Source organism: Chryseobacterium sp. AG844, assembly GCF_003182335.1.
GTDB classification, from domain to species: domain Bacteria; phylum Bacteroidota; class Bacteroidia; order Flavobacteriales; family Weeksellaceae; genus Chryseobacterium; species Chryseobacterium cupriresistens.
In genome coordinates this window covers 181,367-196,225 of record NZ_QGTV01000004.1, presented here as the reverse complement: position 1 = coordinate 196,225, position 14,859 = coordinate 181,367, and the positions used below count along the sequence as shown (strand labels likewise).

Annotated in this window: 12 protein-coding genes; 7 read left to right on the top strand and 5 right to left on the bottom strand. The window is 39.4% G+C overall.

Going from position 1 to position 14,859, the window contains the following annotated elements:
• Positions 1-11: 11 nt before the first annotated feature.
• Positions 12-647 (bottom strand): DUF4919 domain-containing protein, encoded by a 636-nt coding sequence (locus DEU40_RS06485; protein ID WP_110009082.1) that lies wholly within the window; start codon positions 645-647, stop codon positions 12-14.
• Positions 647-1,870: a GTPase HflX gene (gene hflX / locus DEU40_RS06480; protein ID WP_062673053.1), complete on the bottom strand. Its 1,224-nt coding sequence runs from the start codon at positions 1,868-1,870 to the stop codon at positions 647-649. Before hflX ends, DEU40_RS06485 begins: the two co-directional genes overlap by 1 nt.
• A gap of 193 nt (positions 1,871-2,063) precedes the next feature.
• On the opposite strand from hflX, the gene DEU40_RS06475 reads away from it, so the two are divergent.
• The 4 genes from DEU40_RS06475 to DEU40_RS06460 all read left to right on the top strand — a co-directional run bounded on the left by DEU40_RS06475 (position 2,064) and on the right by DEU40_RS06460 (position 6,347).
• Entirely contained in the window at positions 2,064-2,771 is a 708-nt protein-coding gene (locus DEU40_RS06475; protein ID WP_228406453.1) for a LytR/AlgR family response regulator transcription factor, read from the top strand.
• A gap of 147 nt (positions 2,772-2,918) precedes the next feature.
• Complete coding sequence (locus DEU40_RS06470) at positions 2,919-3,392, top strand: T9SS type A sorting domain-containing protein (RefSeq protein WP_110009081.1); 474 nt, start codon at positions 2,919-2,921, stop codon at positions 3,390-3,392.
• A 6-nt stretch (positions 3,393-3,398) separates the two neighbouring features.
• On the top strand, positions 3,399-5,921 hold the full coding sequence (locus DEU40_RS06465; protein WP_110009080.1) for a beta strand repeat-containing protein: 2,523 nt from the start codon (positions 3,399-3,401) through the stop codon (positions 5,919-5,921).
• Between the two features lie 6 nt (positions 5,922-5,927).
• On the top strand, positions 5,928-6,347 hold the full coding sequence (locus DEU40_RS06460) for a hypothetical protein (RefSeq protein ID WP_110009079.1): 420 nt from the start codon (positions 5,928-5,930) through the stop codon (positions 6,345-6,347).
• A gap of 104 nt (positions 6,348-6,451) precedes the next feature.
• Here DEU40_RS06460 and DEU40_RS06455 read toward each other — a convergent pair whose 3' ends face one another.
• Positions 6,452-6,886 carry an META domain-containing protein gene (locus DEU40_RS06455; RefSeq protein WP_110009148.1) on the bottom strand — a complete coding sequence of 145 codons (435 nt, stop codon included), beginning with the start codon at positions 6,884-6,886 and terminating at the stop codon, positions 6,452-6,454.
• Between the two features lie 86 nt (positions 6,887-6,972).
• On the opposite strand from DEU40_RS06455, the gene DEU40_RS06450 reads away from it, so the two are divergent.
• The 3 genes from DEU40_RS06450 to DEU40_RS06440 all read left to right on the top strand — a co-directional run bounded on the left by DEU40_RS06450 (position 6,973) and on the right by DEU40_RS06440 (position 11,093).
• Entirely contained in the window at positions 6,973-9,177 is a 2,205-nt protein-coding gene (locus tag DEU40_RS06450; protein WP_110009078.1) for a S46 family peptidase, read from the top strand.
• A gap of 79 nt (positions 9,178-9,256) precedes the next feature.
• A complete protein-coding gene (locus tag DEU40_RS06445) occupies positions 9,257-9,733 on the top strand; it encodes a YdeI/OmpD-associated family protein (protein WP_110009077.1) in 477 nt (158 codons plus the stop codon).
• Between the two features lie 133 nt (positions 9,734-9,866).
• Positions 9,867-11,093, top strand: coding sequence for a spondin domain-containing protein (locus DEU40_RS06440; RefSeq protein WP_110009076.1), 1,227 nt, complete (start codon positions 9,867-9,869; stop codon positions 11,091-11,093).
• Positions 11,094-11,174: 81 nt separating this feature from the next.
• Here DEU40_RS06440 and DEU40_RS06435 read toward each other — a convergent pair whose 3' ends face one another.
• Both DEU40_RS06435 and DEU40_RS06430 read right to left on the bottom strand, forming a co-directional pair.
• Entirely contained in the window at positions 11,175-11,465 is a 291-nt protein-coding gene (locus tag DEU40_RS06435; protein WP_110009075.1) for a hypothetical protein, read from the bottom strand.
• Positions 11,466-11,625: 160 nt separating this feature from the next.
• Positions 11,626-14,733: a non-ribosomal peptide synthetase gene (locus DEU40_RS06430; RefSeq protein ID WP_110009074.1), complete on the bottom strand. Its 3,108-nt coding sequence runs from the start codon at positions 14,731-14,733 to the stop codon at positions 11,626-11,628.
• Positions 14,734-14,859: the final 126 nt, after the last annotated feature.

Sequence of the window (14,859 nt, the reverse complement as noted above, 5' to 3'; positions counted from 1 at the left end):
TTATTTTAAGATTAATTGGTGAGTTCCAAATAGAGTATTTTGATATAAATCTGCTTCCCGTCCTTTTCCCATATATCAAACATCGCATCTTTAGAAGCTTTTGAACTCCTGGTATAATCCTGTCCAATATTCAGAATGTTGAGCAGAATATACTCATCTCCTACCGAATTGACGATATAGGCTGTTTTCTCGGATTTTCCGTCTCCGGAACTTCTTATTCCTTCGGTAAGGGTACGGAACTGGTTCAGATGGTGTACAAAGTTATTTCCATCTTTTACCGAATCATAGGCCCTAAGAAGGATCAACAGAATATCCAGGTTGGTAGGATCTTTACCATACAAAGCTTTTCCCTGCTTGATACAGTCTGCAAAATTATTTTGCTTAAAGGCTTCTACAAGACTTTTAAAGCTGTCTCCCGATGTGCTTATTTTATCGCTCCTAAAATTTCTTCCGTAATACAGATATTGAGCTTCTATACTATCCAGAGACTTTGGGTATCCTTTAAATTTGAAAATAAGCTTCTCGTAATTGTACGGAGAATCGGAAGTCCTGAGACTTTTCTCAATAGCTTTTAAATCAATTTTTGATTTCTGGCTGAACCCAAAAACCGAAAATAGGGTGAATAAAAGGAAAAAGTGATACTTCATTAATTGTTGCTTTCTTCTTCGTCGTTGTCGAAATATTCGAAAAGAAAATCGTTGTATGGAAATCTGGAAATATGAATCTTCATGACCTCATCATAGATCATTTTCTTCATTTCCGGGAAGTTTTCTTTCGTTAATGCAGAGATGAAAACTGTCGGATACTTTGACTTTGCCATCCACGTCTTTTTCCATTCCTCAAGAGAAATATTTTTACGGGTTGAAGGCGTAAGATCATCTTCATCCTTTTTCTCATAGCTGAAATCGTCAATTTTATTGAAAACCATGATCATTGGCTTCTGATGAGCGTTGATTTCCATCAGGATATGATTTACAGATTCTATATGATCTTCAAAGCTTTCGTGAGAAATATCCACCACATGAATCAAAAGATCAGCTTCACGAACCTCATCCAATGTAGATTTAAAAGATTCTACCAACTGAGTAGGAAGTTTTCTGATAAACCCAACGGTATCTGTCAACAAAAACGGTAAATTTCCAATTACTACTTTTCTTACCGTGGTATCCAGCGTAGCGAATAATTTATTTTCGGCAAAAACTTCAGATTTTGAAATGGAATTCATCAGGGTAGATTTCCCTACGTTGGTATATCCTACCAAAGCAGCACGAACCACTTTCCCACGGTTGTTACGCTGGGTAGCCATCTGCTTGTCTATCGTCTTCAGTTTCTCTTTCAGCAATGTAATTCTGTCACGGATAATACGACGGTCAGTTTCAATCTCCGTTTCTCCGGGACCTCTCATCCCGATTCCCCCTTTCTGACGCTCAAGGTGGGTCCACATTCTTGTCAGTCGTGGTAAAAGATACTGGTATTGTGCCAGCTCCACCTGAGTTCTTGCATAAGAAGTCTGTGCTCTCTGGGCAAAAATATCAAGGATAAGATTGGTACGGTCCAGGATTTTAACCTCCATTTCCCTTTCCAGGTTTTTAAGCTGTGAAGGAGAGAGTTCATCATCGAAAATTACAGTTCCGATCTCGTTTTCTTTTACATATTCTTTTATCTCGATGGCTTTTCCGCTACCGATAAAGGTTTTGGAATCAGGCTGAGTTAATTTTTGGGTAAAGCGCTTTTGTACGGTTGCTCCTGCTGTGAAAGCTAAAAACTCAAGTTCATCCAAATACTCCGTCAGTTTTTCTTCATCCTGATTCTGGGTAATAACACCCACCAGGACAGCTTTCTCATAGTTATGTTCTTTCTTTTCTAACATTAAATTCTGTCTATGTTTATGATTTTTACAAGTTAATATTTTTCAGAAAAAAAACAAAATCAATTTTTATTTAATAACATATTTTAATATAAATTTAAGTTTACTGATGAATGATTTATAAAAAATCAATAACTTTATATAATAAATTTCTGATTTTTAATTATTTAAATCAAAAACTAATCTCCGGAATATCATGGTTACCCATATCAAATGTATGATTATTGATGATGATGAACTGGACAGGCTGGTTCTTCAGCATTATATCAGGCAATATCAAAACATTGAAATTGTTGCCACTTTCGACTCTGCTGAAAAGGCAGTTCCCTATCTTGACATTCCTGTTGATCTCCTGATTACCGAAACCAATTTAAAGGGGATGAACGGTCTTGAGTTCAGAAAGCTGGCCCATAAGATCCCTGCCTGTATTTTCGTAAGCTCTCATCCCGAACTGGCTGCCGGCGCTTTTGAGATTAATACTTTAGATTTTATTACCAAACCGCTTACCGCAGAACGCTTTCATTATTCCATGGAAAAGCTTTTTGATTTTTTTGAAGTAAAAGAAAAATGTGAATGCTATGATGCCATGGTGGGAGAAAACTGCATCAAAATAAAAGAAGGTGGTCATGTTTTTCAGATTAAAATGAAAGATATTCTCTACCTGGAAGCTCTGAAAGATTACACCAGAATCATCACACTTGAAAAAAATCATTGTATTTTACATTCGCTGGGAAATCTTCTGCAAAAAAGTTTTTTTAATTCTTTTGTCAGAATACACAGAAGCTATGCTGTCCCACGTCATCTTATCCGCGGAAAAAGCTGTCACGAAATAGAACTTCCACATCGTATAAAACTTCCTATTGGCCGAACTTACAAGGACAATCTTTCCTTTTTTAATCCTTAAAAACACATCATAATAATTCACCAATGCCATTGGTCGATTATTTCTGCCGTTGGTCTATTTTCCTGCCAATCAATGGAGATAGGTGGTAATTTAGTCTTCCCAAATTCCCCAAGAAAACACATCTATTAATCACCAAAACTGTTATCCATGGAAAGAATATCTATTTACTGTATTATTCTGTCTGTCTTTTCCATCCCCATACTGCACGCACAATCTGCAGTTTTGGCAACCGGACTGGATGCATCAGCAGCTAATGGTTTTGTTTCTTACAGTGTGGGCCAGACAACCTACCTCGAAAAAGGAACAGGACAAGTTCTCGAAGGTGTTCAACAGCCTTACGAAATCATCACACTTACCACTCTGGAAAATTCCTCTGAACTCAAAGACATTTTGTTATATCCTAATCCTTTTAAAGATTATCTGTATTTGGATTTTACTTCAAATAATTTTAAAGGGTCAGAATATCAGCTATTTGATGCTCAGGGCAAGCTGGTAAAAAAAGATAAGATTTCACAATCAAAATCTGAGCTTAATTTCTCCTCACTTCCTTCTGCTATGTACATTATCAGAATTACCCAAAATGGGGAAAATATCAAAACTTTTAAAATCATTAAAAAATAAAATGCCATGAAAAAAATATTATTACTGTTTTGGATTCTGATAGGTTTCTTTATGGGACTTTCTCAGGCTCCGGAAAAAATGAGCTACCAGGCTGTCATGAGAAACGGATCCGGACAACTTTTAGTCAATCAGGCCATTGCTGTAAAAGCAAGCATATTACAGGGATCTCCTGCCGGAGCCGCAGTCTACTCTGAAAGACTCACCGGAAATACGAATGCCAACGGGCTTATCAGTCTTGAAATAGGAACCGGAACTGTACTTACAGGAACATTCGCTACCATCAACTGGCCTGCAGGAAGCTATTACTTAAAAACAGAAACAGATCCTGCCGGAGGAACCAGCTATACCATAGTAGGAACCAGCCAGCTGTTAAGTGTTCCTTATGCAATGTATGCCAAATCTGCAGGAGGCGGTGGCGGAAGCTTTGCCATTCCTTACAGCACAACGGTTAATAATGCTTCGGCTCTGTTTTCATTGATCAACGATGGAGATGGTACTTCCCTGGAGGGAGTAAATAATACTACTACATCCAATATTTCTGCAATAAGAGGAATTGTAAACAGTGCTTCTCCCGGTGGATTTTCCAGTGCTGTACGTGGTATTAACAATGGTACAGGAGGACTTGGAGTCGGGGTTTACGGAAGCCAGGCCGGAAGCGGCTGGGGAGTATATGGAATTACTCCGAACGGGCTGGGTGTATATGGTAATGCCAGCGCCAACGGAACCGGGGTTTACGCCAACAGTAATACAGGAACAGGTCTTACCGCTACCAGTAATAACGGGATTCCCGCAAGTATTTCAATCTTTAATAATGCGAATAATAATGTTGCCCTCAGTGCATCCAGTGTAGGAAACGGTACGGTTATCAATGTTACCACTTCAGGAAACGGAGCCGGAGTCAGAAGTTCTACAGGAGCCGGATTTGGACTGCATGGAATAACTTCCGCACAGACTTCCGCCGGTGTTGTAGGTGATAACAACGGTGGTGGTGAAGCTGTAGTGGGCAGAACCACCAGTGATATTGCCGGAGCAGTCGTAGGCCGTAATGACGGAGGCGGATATGGAGTAAGAGGATTTGTAGCGACCAATACATCCGGAACGGGTATCGGTGTTTACGGTCAGGTAGGTTTAAATAACAGTACCGGACGTGCGGGAAGATTTGAAAATTTCAACAATACAAATACTGATGCTAATACTTTTGAAGTGGCATCTAACGGAAATGGAAACATCCCTGATAATACCAAAGGGAATGCTGCTTCTTTTGTACTCAATAATACCAATAGTGTTGGAGCTGCTGTAAGAGGGGAAGTCAATACTATTTTTGGAAATTTTGGTGCTGCCGCTATTTTTGGTGTTTCATCCGGAACCGGAGGACGAGCCGGGCTATTCTATGCTTCCAATCCTGCCGGAAACGGAGCATCACTGATCGCTTTGACAGATGGTAACGGTAACGCCATTACAGCCAATGCAGGTAAAGACGGCAATGGGGTTGAAACCAATATTGACGGTGCCGGAAATGCGCTTTATGCATGGGTTCCTACTTTTGCTACAGGACGTGCCGGACGATTTAATATTTTCAATGAATCAAACACCAGCGATGTTATTACTGTAACCACTGTTGGAAACGGTATTGCAGGTAATTTCAAGGTAGATAAAGTGACCGGAACCTCTCCTGCAGTAAGAGGAGAAGTCAATTCACAGTTTGCCAACTTCGGCACAGCAGGAATTTATGGAGTATCTTCCGGAACCGGAGGATACGCAGGCCTTTTCCACGCATCCAATCCTGCAGGAAATGGTCCTGCCTTGATTGCCATTGCAGATGGCAACGGTAATGGTATCACCGCCAATGCATCCAACACGGGAGATGGTGTAGAAACAACTGCAGACGGAACAGGAAACGCTATCTATGCCTGGGTTCCTAATTTTGGACAAGGACGAGCTGCAAGATTTGTAAATTACAATACGGCCAATACCAATCCAGCACTTACTGTTGAAACCCACAGCAACGGATCTATTGCTTTATTTAAGTCCGGAAATCCGGGTACAGTGAATGTAGCAAGAATCAATTCTGCAGGACGTGGATTTTTTAACGGCGGAACTCAAAACAGCGGTGCTGACGTTGCTGAAGCGTTTGATGTAAACGGAAGTATTGCCCAGTATGAACCCGGTGATATTCTGGTCATCTCAACCAGCGCAGACAGAACCGTTGAAAAATCATCAACACCTTATTCTGGTCTTGTGGCAGGTGTATATGCTACCAAACCTGGTGTACTTCTCACAGAAGAACATATTGACACTGATATTTCTGATAAAGTTCCAATGGGTGTCATTGGTGTCATTCCGACCAAGGTATGTCTTGAGAACGGAAAAATAAAAAGAGGAGACCTTTTGGTAACTTCATCTAAAGCAGGTGTTGCCATGAAAGCAGATATCAAAAAGGTAAAAATAGGACAGGTAATCGGAAAAGCACTTCAGGATTATGACCAAAAAGAGATTGGAAAAATTCAAGTATTAGTCAACATAAAATAAACCGTCATGAAAATAGCATACATTATCCCGTTATTATTTTTAAGCACTATTATCTATGCGCAGGAAAATAAAAAGGCAGCTCCGACAGAGGAAGATCAGACATTGGTTGTAAAACAGGCACAGGAACAGCAGGCTAAACTCATGCAGGAAGCTAAGGAAAATAATGAAAAGAAAACCGTAAACTCAGGTCTTGCTTCTGATCAAAGCCTTGAAGTAAAAAAACAGGAATCCAAAACCAAAGCAGCTGCAGACAATTCAGGCAAGCTTCTTCCCAACACAGCTAGTCTTGAAGACCTTAAAAAAACAATTCCCAACAGACAGGCATATCACAATACTACAAATTCTAGGAACACAAAAATGAATGTTACCGGGCTGCCTAACACAGCAACTCTGGAAGAAATAAAAAAAACGATTCCCAAAAACTAATAACTCTCAAAGGCTAATAACCTCAAAAAGCTGATAACCAAACTAGATTTTTCAAACAAAGAAGTCCGCTGCAAGGCGGACTTTTGTATGGTAAGGGAGCATCATTAATCCCAATCAGCAGCTACAAATTTCATTGAATTTCCATAATCATCGGATAAAGTAAGAAAATGCCCTTCAATAGAATAATGAGTCATCGTTTCTATTTTCTTCTGAAAAGACATTTCAAGATTCATATCCTGACAGGCTTTCATGGTACTCACTCCTTTTGAGATTTCCACTTTTCCTCCTGTTTTAAATTCAGTCATAAAAGACATCCGGTTGCATCCCATATAAGAGCTCGCCTGAATTTTACCCTTTACCTTATTGGCTGTCAGATTGAATTCGGCTTTATTGGCTATTAATTGGTCTTTTGAAAAATCATCAAAAGAAACCAGCATCCATTGCCTTTGAAGAAAGGGATCTTTGGCGGGTACTGAAGAACAATTTAAAACAACTCCTAAAAGTAAAGCTGTAAAAAGTGGTAATAGTATCTTTTTCATGCGGATTATCATCCCATTTTCATACCATTCCGGGACAGAATCTCGTAAAAATTAGTAAATTAGCAACACAAAAATTATTTTATAAAATGAAAAGACTATTTCTACTATTCACTTTCTTACTGGGCTTTGCCCAGATGAGGGCGGATGAGGGGATGTGGCTGCTAATGCTCATCAAAAGACTTAACGGTGTTGATATGCAAAAAGAAGGTCTGCATCTTACGCCTGAAGAAATTTATTCAGTGAACAATTCAAGCTTAAAAGATGCTATCGTAAGTTTCGGTGGTTTCTGTACAGGGGAAATTGTTTCGGATAAAGGACTTATATTTACCAACCACCACTGTGGTTACGGTGCTGTTGCTGCGGCTTCTACACCAGAAAAAGATTATTTGAAGAACGGTTTCTGGGCAATGAAACAGAAAGACGAGTTCAATGCAAAGGATCTTTATGTAAGATTTTTAGTAAGAATGGATGATGCTACGCAAAGAATCAATTCTAAGCTAAACAACAATATGACCGGAGCAGAGAGAAAAGCTGCTATCGATGCTGAAACTAAGGCTATTCAGACAGAAAACTCTGAAAACGGAAAATATACGGTAGTCGTAAAAGATTTCTTCAACGGAAATGAATTCTACTATTTCGTATACCAGGATTATAAAGATATCAGATTGGTAGGTGCTCCGCCTTCATCATTAGGAAAATTCGGAGGAGATACAGATAACTGGGAATGGCCAAGACACACTGCAGACTTCACCGTTTTCAGAGTGTATGCTGATGCTGCAGGAAATCCTGCTGAATATTCTCCAAGCAATACTCCGCTGAAGCCTAAGCATTTCCTTCCGGTTTCTCTTAAAGGAATTAAGCCTGGTGACTTCTCAATGATCTTAGGATATCCTGGAAGAACAAACCGTTACCTGACTTCTTACGGAATTCAGCAGATGGTAACTAAAGATTACCCGGCATGGGTTGAAGCTTCTAAACTGGCTATGGATGTTATGAAAAAATACATGGACAAGGATAAGGCAACTCAGCTTAACTATGCTTCTCAATATGCTTCTGTAGCTAACTACTGGAAAAACAGACAGGGAACTATTGATGCCGTAGAGAAAAACGGAACTATTTCTGACAAACAAAAGATTGAGGAAACTTACAATAAGTGGGCTGCAATGCCAGGAAATGATCAGTACAATGGCGTTTTAGAAGATATTGGTATCTACTACAAGCAGGTTTCTGATAGAAATGTTGAAAGAAACTATGCGACTCAATTTACAAGAAATGCAAAATATATTACCCTTGCTGCTCAGGTAGGATCTGCTCTTAAAGCATATGCTGCTCAGGATATGCAGGGAAGATTAGCGATGAAAGCTAAAACAGAAGCGGCTATCAAAGCTGCTTATGAAAACTTCAATCCAGCTTTGGAAGGAGAAATGCTTGCTGCTATGACCAGCCTTTACCAGGCAAGAGTTAAAAACCCGGAAGTTGCTTCTGCTACTATTTTAGGACTGGATGCTAAAACGGTTTCTAATTTGGCATATTCTTCAATCTTCGCTAATAAGACTTCTGCAACGAACTTCTTATTGAACCCGGATGCATTGAAGCTTGATGCTGACCCGCTTTGGAAAGCAGCTAACGGAATTGTTGCTGATCAAAAGATAAGCACAGACAGATTTGTAAAAATAGATGACAACTTTGCAAAAAACAACCGTCTGTTCTTAGCGGGATTAATGAAAGCTATGCCTGAGAAAAAATTCTACCCGGATGCTAACTCGACAATGAGATTAACTTACGGTACTGTAGATAAATTACCTATCAGAAATGACAGAAACTATTTCGGAATTACGGATAACTACTATACAGATATGACTGGTCTTGTTGGAAAATACAAGAAAGGTGATGAAGAATTTGATCTTCCTCAAAGAGTGATTGATCTTTACAACCTTAAAGATTTCGGTCAGTATGCTGATGCTGCAGGTTATATGCCTGTAAACTTCCTTTCTAACAACGATATTACAGGGGGTAACTCCGGTTCTCCGGTAATTGACGGAGACGGTAACCTTATCGGTATCGCTTTTGACGGAAACAGCGAAGCATTAAGCGGTGATATCGTATTCGAGCCTGAATGGCAGAAAACCATCAACGTAGACGTTCGTTTTGTTCTTTGGACAATCGATAAGTTTGCAGGTGCAAGAAGATTAGTTGACGAGCTGAAGCTTGTAAGAGATGCCAATACTCCGGCGGATACAAAAACTAAAAATTCAGGTACTACAACAATGCCTAAGAAAGTTAAAAAATAATCATCTTATCTGATATATTTTTGAAACCGTGAAATTTACTTTCACGGTTTTTTTATTTTTGATTATTAAAATATTTATCATGAATCCTGAACGTATCGAATTTACAGCCATTATCCAGCAGAACGGAGCAATGAATGCTGCGTTTGTAGAATTTCCATTCTCTACAGAGAAATTGTTTCACAAAAAAGGACAGGTAAAGATAAAAGTCCTGTTTGATGATAAAGTTGAATACCGCGGAAGTCTTGCCAAAATGAAATCCGACTGTCATATTTTAGGTTTGACACAGGAGATCAGAAAGCAACTTGGTAAAACCTTCGGAGATGAGGTTTCCGTATCCCTTATTGAAGACAAGGAGGAAAGAGTGGTTGAAATTGCAGATGATATTGCCCTTATTTTTAAAGAAAATCCGGGAGCAAAAGCCTTATTTGATGCAATGAGCTACACCCACAGAAAGGAATACATCCGCTGGATTGAGGAAGCCAGGAAACCTGAAACCAGAGAAAACCGAAAGATAAAAATGATCCGGATGATTCTGGACGGAAAAAAGGGAATATAATTGATTTTATTTTTCATTCTAAAAAACTATACCTGAAAAAAAACTGAATTAAGAAAATATTTTTTTGTCAGGATCACAAAAAGTAGCCGACTATAGTTACAGATATCAATTATAACTATAAAAATTTACTTTTATGAACAGGTTTATTTTCAGAACATCAGTTTTAGCAGCAGCTACTCTAGCTGCATTCACTCTTTCTTCATGCCGTGATTCGGATAATGGCATGATAACGGATATGGCTTTTCAAAGAACTATTACTTTTAAAAACGTTGTAACTCCCAAAGATTTTGTGCAAAGCGGAAGTTTTCAGGGAACAGGAACCCCTCCTGTGATTATGCCCGGACAATCGGTTTCTGTTACATTCAGTGCAGGAAAAACTCAGGCTTTAATGTTTGCCACCATGTATGGAGCTTCAAAAGACTGGTTTTTTGCTTCGCAGCAGCCAGGTATCAAACTGTTTGATGCCAATGGAAATGCTATTACCGGAGATGTTTCTTCAAGCGTCCGGTTATGGGATAACGGAACTAAAAATGATACCACCGGACAAGCTGAAAGCAAGCCTGTCATGCAGGTTCCTAATGTCAATGCTTCCCAGCTTATGAAGCTCAATCTCTCTTACAATGATGTAAGTTCGGAATTTACCCTCACGATTACCAATACATCCGGCGGAACGGCCAACGAAACTCCTTTTTCTCCAGGTGTATGGGCGGTTTCCAACTATAACGGCTCTCAACTGCTGAACAGTGCTCCGTTTTTTACTCCTGATGCTTTATCAAATCCTGAGATTACAGATATTGCTCAAATGGGAAATATAAGTAAAATGATAACGAAACTGAACGCCAACACAGGAATTATGACCGGGCTTTCTCCTGCCCTGGTGGTTGTTTACCGCGGGGATAAAAATCCAATTTATGAATTAGGAAAATCAGACAGCGGAATAGGCCTGAAAGACATTGCACAGTTCGGAAACGTAACCAAGCTTCAAAATAGTCTGAAATCTCTATCTGATGTGAAAGGTGTATATGTTGCGGGGAGTGCTCCTGTAGCACCGGGAAGCAAAGTAACAACAAGTTTTAATGCTGAGCTGGGCGATAAAATTGCCTACGTAACAATGTTCGGATTTTCCAATGACTGGTTCTATGCCAATGAACAAAATATTGATGCGAATACTAAAGGAGACCTTAGTTCAAAAACTTCATTATTTGATTCCGGAACTGGTATTGATCAATATCCGGGAGCGGGAAATCACCAGGCGCTGTTTGGCGGAACTCCACAAAGTGAAAACATGAGTATTTCCAAAGTAGGAATCCAATATCCTGTTCCTGCTGTACAGAATGTGATTAAAGTAACCATCAACTAATCTTCAGATAAGAAAAGGTCAGACAATATTGTTTGACCTTTTTTATTATGCTGTTCGGAAAATAAAAGTGTATACATTTTATTATTGTTTCAGTGCTCCTTCCAGATATTGTTTTCCTCCTCCATTGGTAACGGTTATAAAGCCTTCATAATGGCTTACCTTCACTCCCAGGTCGTTATTTATTTCTTTAAAATATCCAGCATTTTCTCTGTTATAGAATGTATCTCCCTGCCATAGAAATTGTGCAGACTGTCCTGTTTTGTTTTGAAAGGTAAGAACTCCCAATGGATTTACAAATCCCCGGGATTTAATATCCACCACTGCACTTTCATTGGCAGCGAAATCTTTTGACAATACAATAACGTTATTCATCTATCCTGTTTGGTTTTCAGTTAATTAAAAAAATGAAATAAGATTTTTTCATTATCCTGATACAAATATCCTCGTCCACTGCGACAAAACCTGACGTATTTGCCGAATAAAAATTAAAAGCCCAAACATATTCTGTCTGGGCTTTTTCAATGATTCAATACTATTCAACCGGAATTCCGAGATATTTTAAGTAGGAGTCCAGCATTTTTTTATCAAATACCGGTTCCTGAATGCCTGATCCCTCCAGATACTGAATAACATTGGAACAATCCCATATATAAGTATTCTGGTAAAGTTCTACAGTGGATAAGCCTTCATGAATATTGTCCCTGAAAAGACTTGTTAATGGATACAACCTGTTCTTACTGTCATCTTCCCACTGCTTTCTCCATTCTTTATAAGGAAGATTTTCGAGTGTGAAAGGATAATATTTTTTCAGAAGTTCAAAGAATTCTTCTAAAGTGAGATCGGTTTCCGGACGGGCAATCAGATTGAATTTTTTGCCTATCGCGTCTTTATTTTTTGTGATATGAGCCATGGCTTTGGTCATATAATCTACGGTGATAAGACCTTCTCTAAGCTCTGTAAGTGCAGGGTAAGATTTGAACTCTATACAGTTTTTCACCAATCCGGACCACCATTGGTAAGATGCACTTGCTCCTGTTTCACTATGGCACATAGCATATCCGAGACGGTAAGTAATCAATGGCAGTCCTTCTTTTGCTGCTAAATCGGCAACCGCTTCCATCACCCATTTACTTCTGACGTATCCGATATCTTTGCTTACAGACATCAGGTTTTGCTCAATATCATCAGATTCAAGCACTACCTTTTTTCCGGTAAAAATGTGTCCCCAGCTGTATACGGAAATAGTTGACAGCAAGGCGAGACATTTTGTTTTTTCTGCTCCCGCCAGTTTTATAACTTCCCGTAATCCTTCTACATTGGGAGCTTTCATATAGGAATACGGTTCGATAAAGTTGACGGAACTTCCGGAATGATAAATCAGATCGGTTTGCCTGGCAAGCTTTGTAAATGTTTCCTGAGACAATCCTAAGGATGGCAAGGTCAGGTCTCCGATAACAGGAATGATCCGTGATTTCTGTTCAGGATTATGTGGAATATGGTATTGTTTAAAGCATTTGTCAATCTTTTCCATCGCATAAAATTCATCCTGAGCTCTTACAAGGCAGTAAATATCAGCATTTGTAGTATCCAGAAGTTCCTGCAACAGGTGAATTCCTACAAATCCTGTAGCTCCCGTTAAAAATATAGCGGCAGGATTTTCCACCTGCTGAGGATCAAATCCGCCGGCAAAAACAGTTCCGGGGGCGAGATACACATCTTTCTGAAGTTCTACATAGGGCTCCACATCTTCCGCGGGGATGGCTTCTCTGGTTTCTCCGGATCTCTCAATAAGAACTTCCGACAGCTGCTGCAGTACCGGATACTGATAGATATCACGCAGATACACCTTCACATCCAGCTTTCTTTGTAAAGCTACTGCAACAACTGCAACCAGCAGTGAGTTTCCTCCGATATCAAAAAAATTATCTGTAATATTAATAACAGGCCGCTCCAAAGCAGACGACCAGACATCTGTAATAATTCTCTCTGTCTCGTTAGTTGGCGGTTCAGATGAAACCAATTCTTTTACTTCTTTATCGGCCAGATCTTTTAAGACCTGAGTATCTGTTTTACCATTTGCTGTTAACGGGATTTTATCTATAAAAATAATCTGTGCAGGAACCATATACCCTGGAAGCTCTGCCTTGAGAGCATTCCGGATTGATGAAATATCTGTTGTCACGTGGGGTTTTAATACAACAAAAGCAATCAGGTATTTGGTACTTCCTTCCGTTTCCTTACCAATAACCACAGCTTCTTTAATATTTTCCTGCCGGATCAGTGAACGTTCTATCTCCCCAAGTTCAACCCTGAATCCCCGGATTTTTACCTGATTATCAATTCTTCCCAGGAATTCAATCTCACCATCCTGTTTCCATCTGGCCAGGTCTCCCGTACGGTAGATTTTCTCTGCTTCATTGAATGGATTCGTAATAAATTTGGCATCCGTAAGTTCTTTATTATTAAGATACCCTTTTGCTAAAAGATTTCCTCCAATACAGAGTTCTCCAACAGCTCCTACGGGCAGCAATTCCTTGTTTTCACCTAAAATATAGGCTTTTGCATTGGCAATGGGTCTGCCAATAGATGATACATATTTCCCGTTAATATCTTTCACTTTTTTATAAGTAGCGTATACGGTACATTCTGTGGGACCATAATAATCCACCAGCTCATAGCTTAATTCTGAAGTAAGTACCGGCTTTAGCTTCTCACCTGCTGTAAAGAGATATTTGAGCTTCAGGTCATTATAATTGCGGGTAATATCCACTGCAGAAGGAGCGAGAACAGTAGGCACAAAGCCATGGGTAATATAATTTTTTCTGTAGTAATCTACCAACGCCTGAGCTTCTGTTCTATCCTCATTGTCTGCAATAAAAACCGTTGCACCTGAAGTAAGGGCCGACCATATTTCCCACACAGAAATGTCAAATGCCAATCCCGCCACGAGAGTCAGTTTTGAACTGTGATCCACATGAAAATGATGGTTGTGCCATGTTACCAGATGTTGTATGGCCTGATGGCTAACCATTACACCTTTGGGTTTACCCGTCGAGCCTGAAGTATAAATGGTATATGCAAGGGCATTCTGATGGATATTAATTCCTGGATATTCTGATGATAACTGATTAAGATTCTCCATATTGCTCAGATCAAATACTTTTACCTTTTCGGTTTCTGATAAAAGTTCTCCAAGAATTTGATTGGTAATGATAAGATCGGCAGTGGTGTCGGAAAGAATATATTCAACTCTTTTGACAGGATAAGCAGGGTCTATTGGAACGTAGGCCGCACCTGTTTTGATAACTCCAAGTACAGCAATGATCCATTCTAAAGAGCGGTCCAGCCAGATGGGAACATATTTTCCTTCTTTGATACCATGGCTCAGTAATAAGTTGGCTACCTGATTGCTTCTCTGATCCAACTCTCCATACGTAATCTTCTGATTCTGATAAACCGCAGCAGTCTTATCAGGATGAAGGATTGCCTGTTTCCGGAAAAGAGATTCCAGGGTTTCTTCATGATGATAATCCCAACTGGTTTTATTAAATCCGTTGAGCAATTTTTCTCTGTCTTCAGAAGACAGTAATACCGCTGAACCTATCGATAAGGTTCCTGATGAGGGAATTGTGTTTGACATAATAATTTGATTTGGATTGGTTTAAAAATTTGTGAGTGGAGTTTCAACTATAGAAAGCATTTAAAAAGTAAAGACATGAGGAATAACCACCGTTTATTTACTACATGTGTTTTCTTTATTAGTTTC

What these genes read in the sequence shown, in the direction of transcription:
- DEU40_RS06450 (WP_110009078.1), top strand. Translation starts at nt 6,973, where the DNA reads ATGAAAAGACTATTTCTACTATTCACTTTCTTACTGGGCTTTGCCCAG.
- DEU40_RS06475 (WP_228406453.1), top strand. Translation starts at nt 2,064, where the DNA reads ATGGTTACCCATATCAAATGTATGATTATTGATGATGATGAACTGGAC.
- hflX (WP_062673053.1), bottom strand. Translation starts at nt 1,870, where the DNA reads ATGTTAGAAAAGAAAGAACATAACTATGAGAAAGCTGTCCTGGTGGGT.
- DEU40_RS06470 (WP_110009081.1), top strand. Translation starts at nt 2,919, where the DNA reads ATGGAAAGAATATCTATTTACTGTATTATTCTGTCTGTCTTTTCCATC.
- DEU40_RS06455 (WP_110009148.1), bottom strand. Translation starts at nt 6,886, where the DNA reads ATGAAAAAGATACTATTACCACTTTTTACAGCTTTACTTTTAGGAGTT.
- DEU40_RS06460 (WP_110009079.1), top strand. Translation starts at nt 5,928, where the DNA reads ATGAAAATAGCATACATTATCCCGTTATTATTTTTAAGCACTATTATC.
- DEU40_RS06440 (WP_110009076.1), top strand. Translation starts at nt 9,867, where the DNA reads ATGAACAGGTTTATTTTCAGAACATCAGTTTTAGCAGCAGCTACTCTA.
- DEU40_RS06445 (WP_110009077.1), top strand. Translation starts at nt 9,257, where the DNA reads ATGAATCCTGAACGTATCGAATTTACAGCCATTATCCAGCAGAACGGA.
- DEU40_RS06465 (WP_110009080.1), top strand. Translation starts at nt 3,399, where the DNA reads ATGAAAAAAATATTATTACTGTTTTGGATTCTGATAGGTTTCTTTATG.
- DEU40_RS06430 (WP_110009074.1), bottom strand. Translation starts at nt 14,733, where the DNA reads ATGTCAAACACAATTCCCTCATCAGGAACCTTATCGATAGGTTCAGCG.
- DEU40_RS06435 (WP_110009075.1), bottom strand. Translation starts at nt 11,465, where the DNA reads ATGAATAACGTTATTGTATTGTCAAAAGATTTCGCTGCCAATGAAAGT.
- DEU40_RS06485 (WP_110009082.1), bottom strand. Translation starts at nt 647, where the DNA reads ATGAAGTATCACTTTTTCCTTTTATTCACCCTATTTTCGGTTTTTGGG.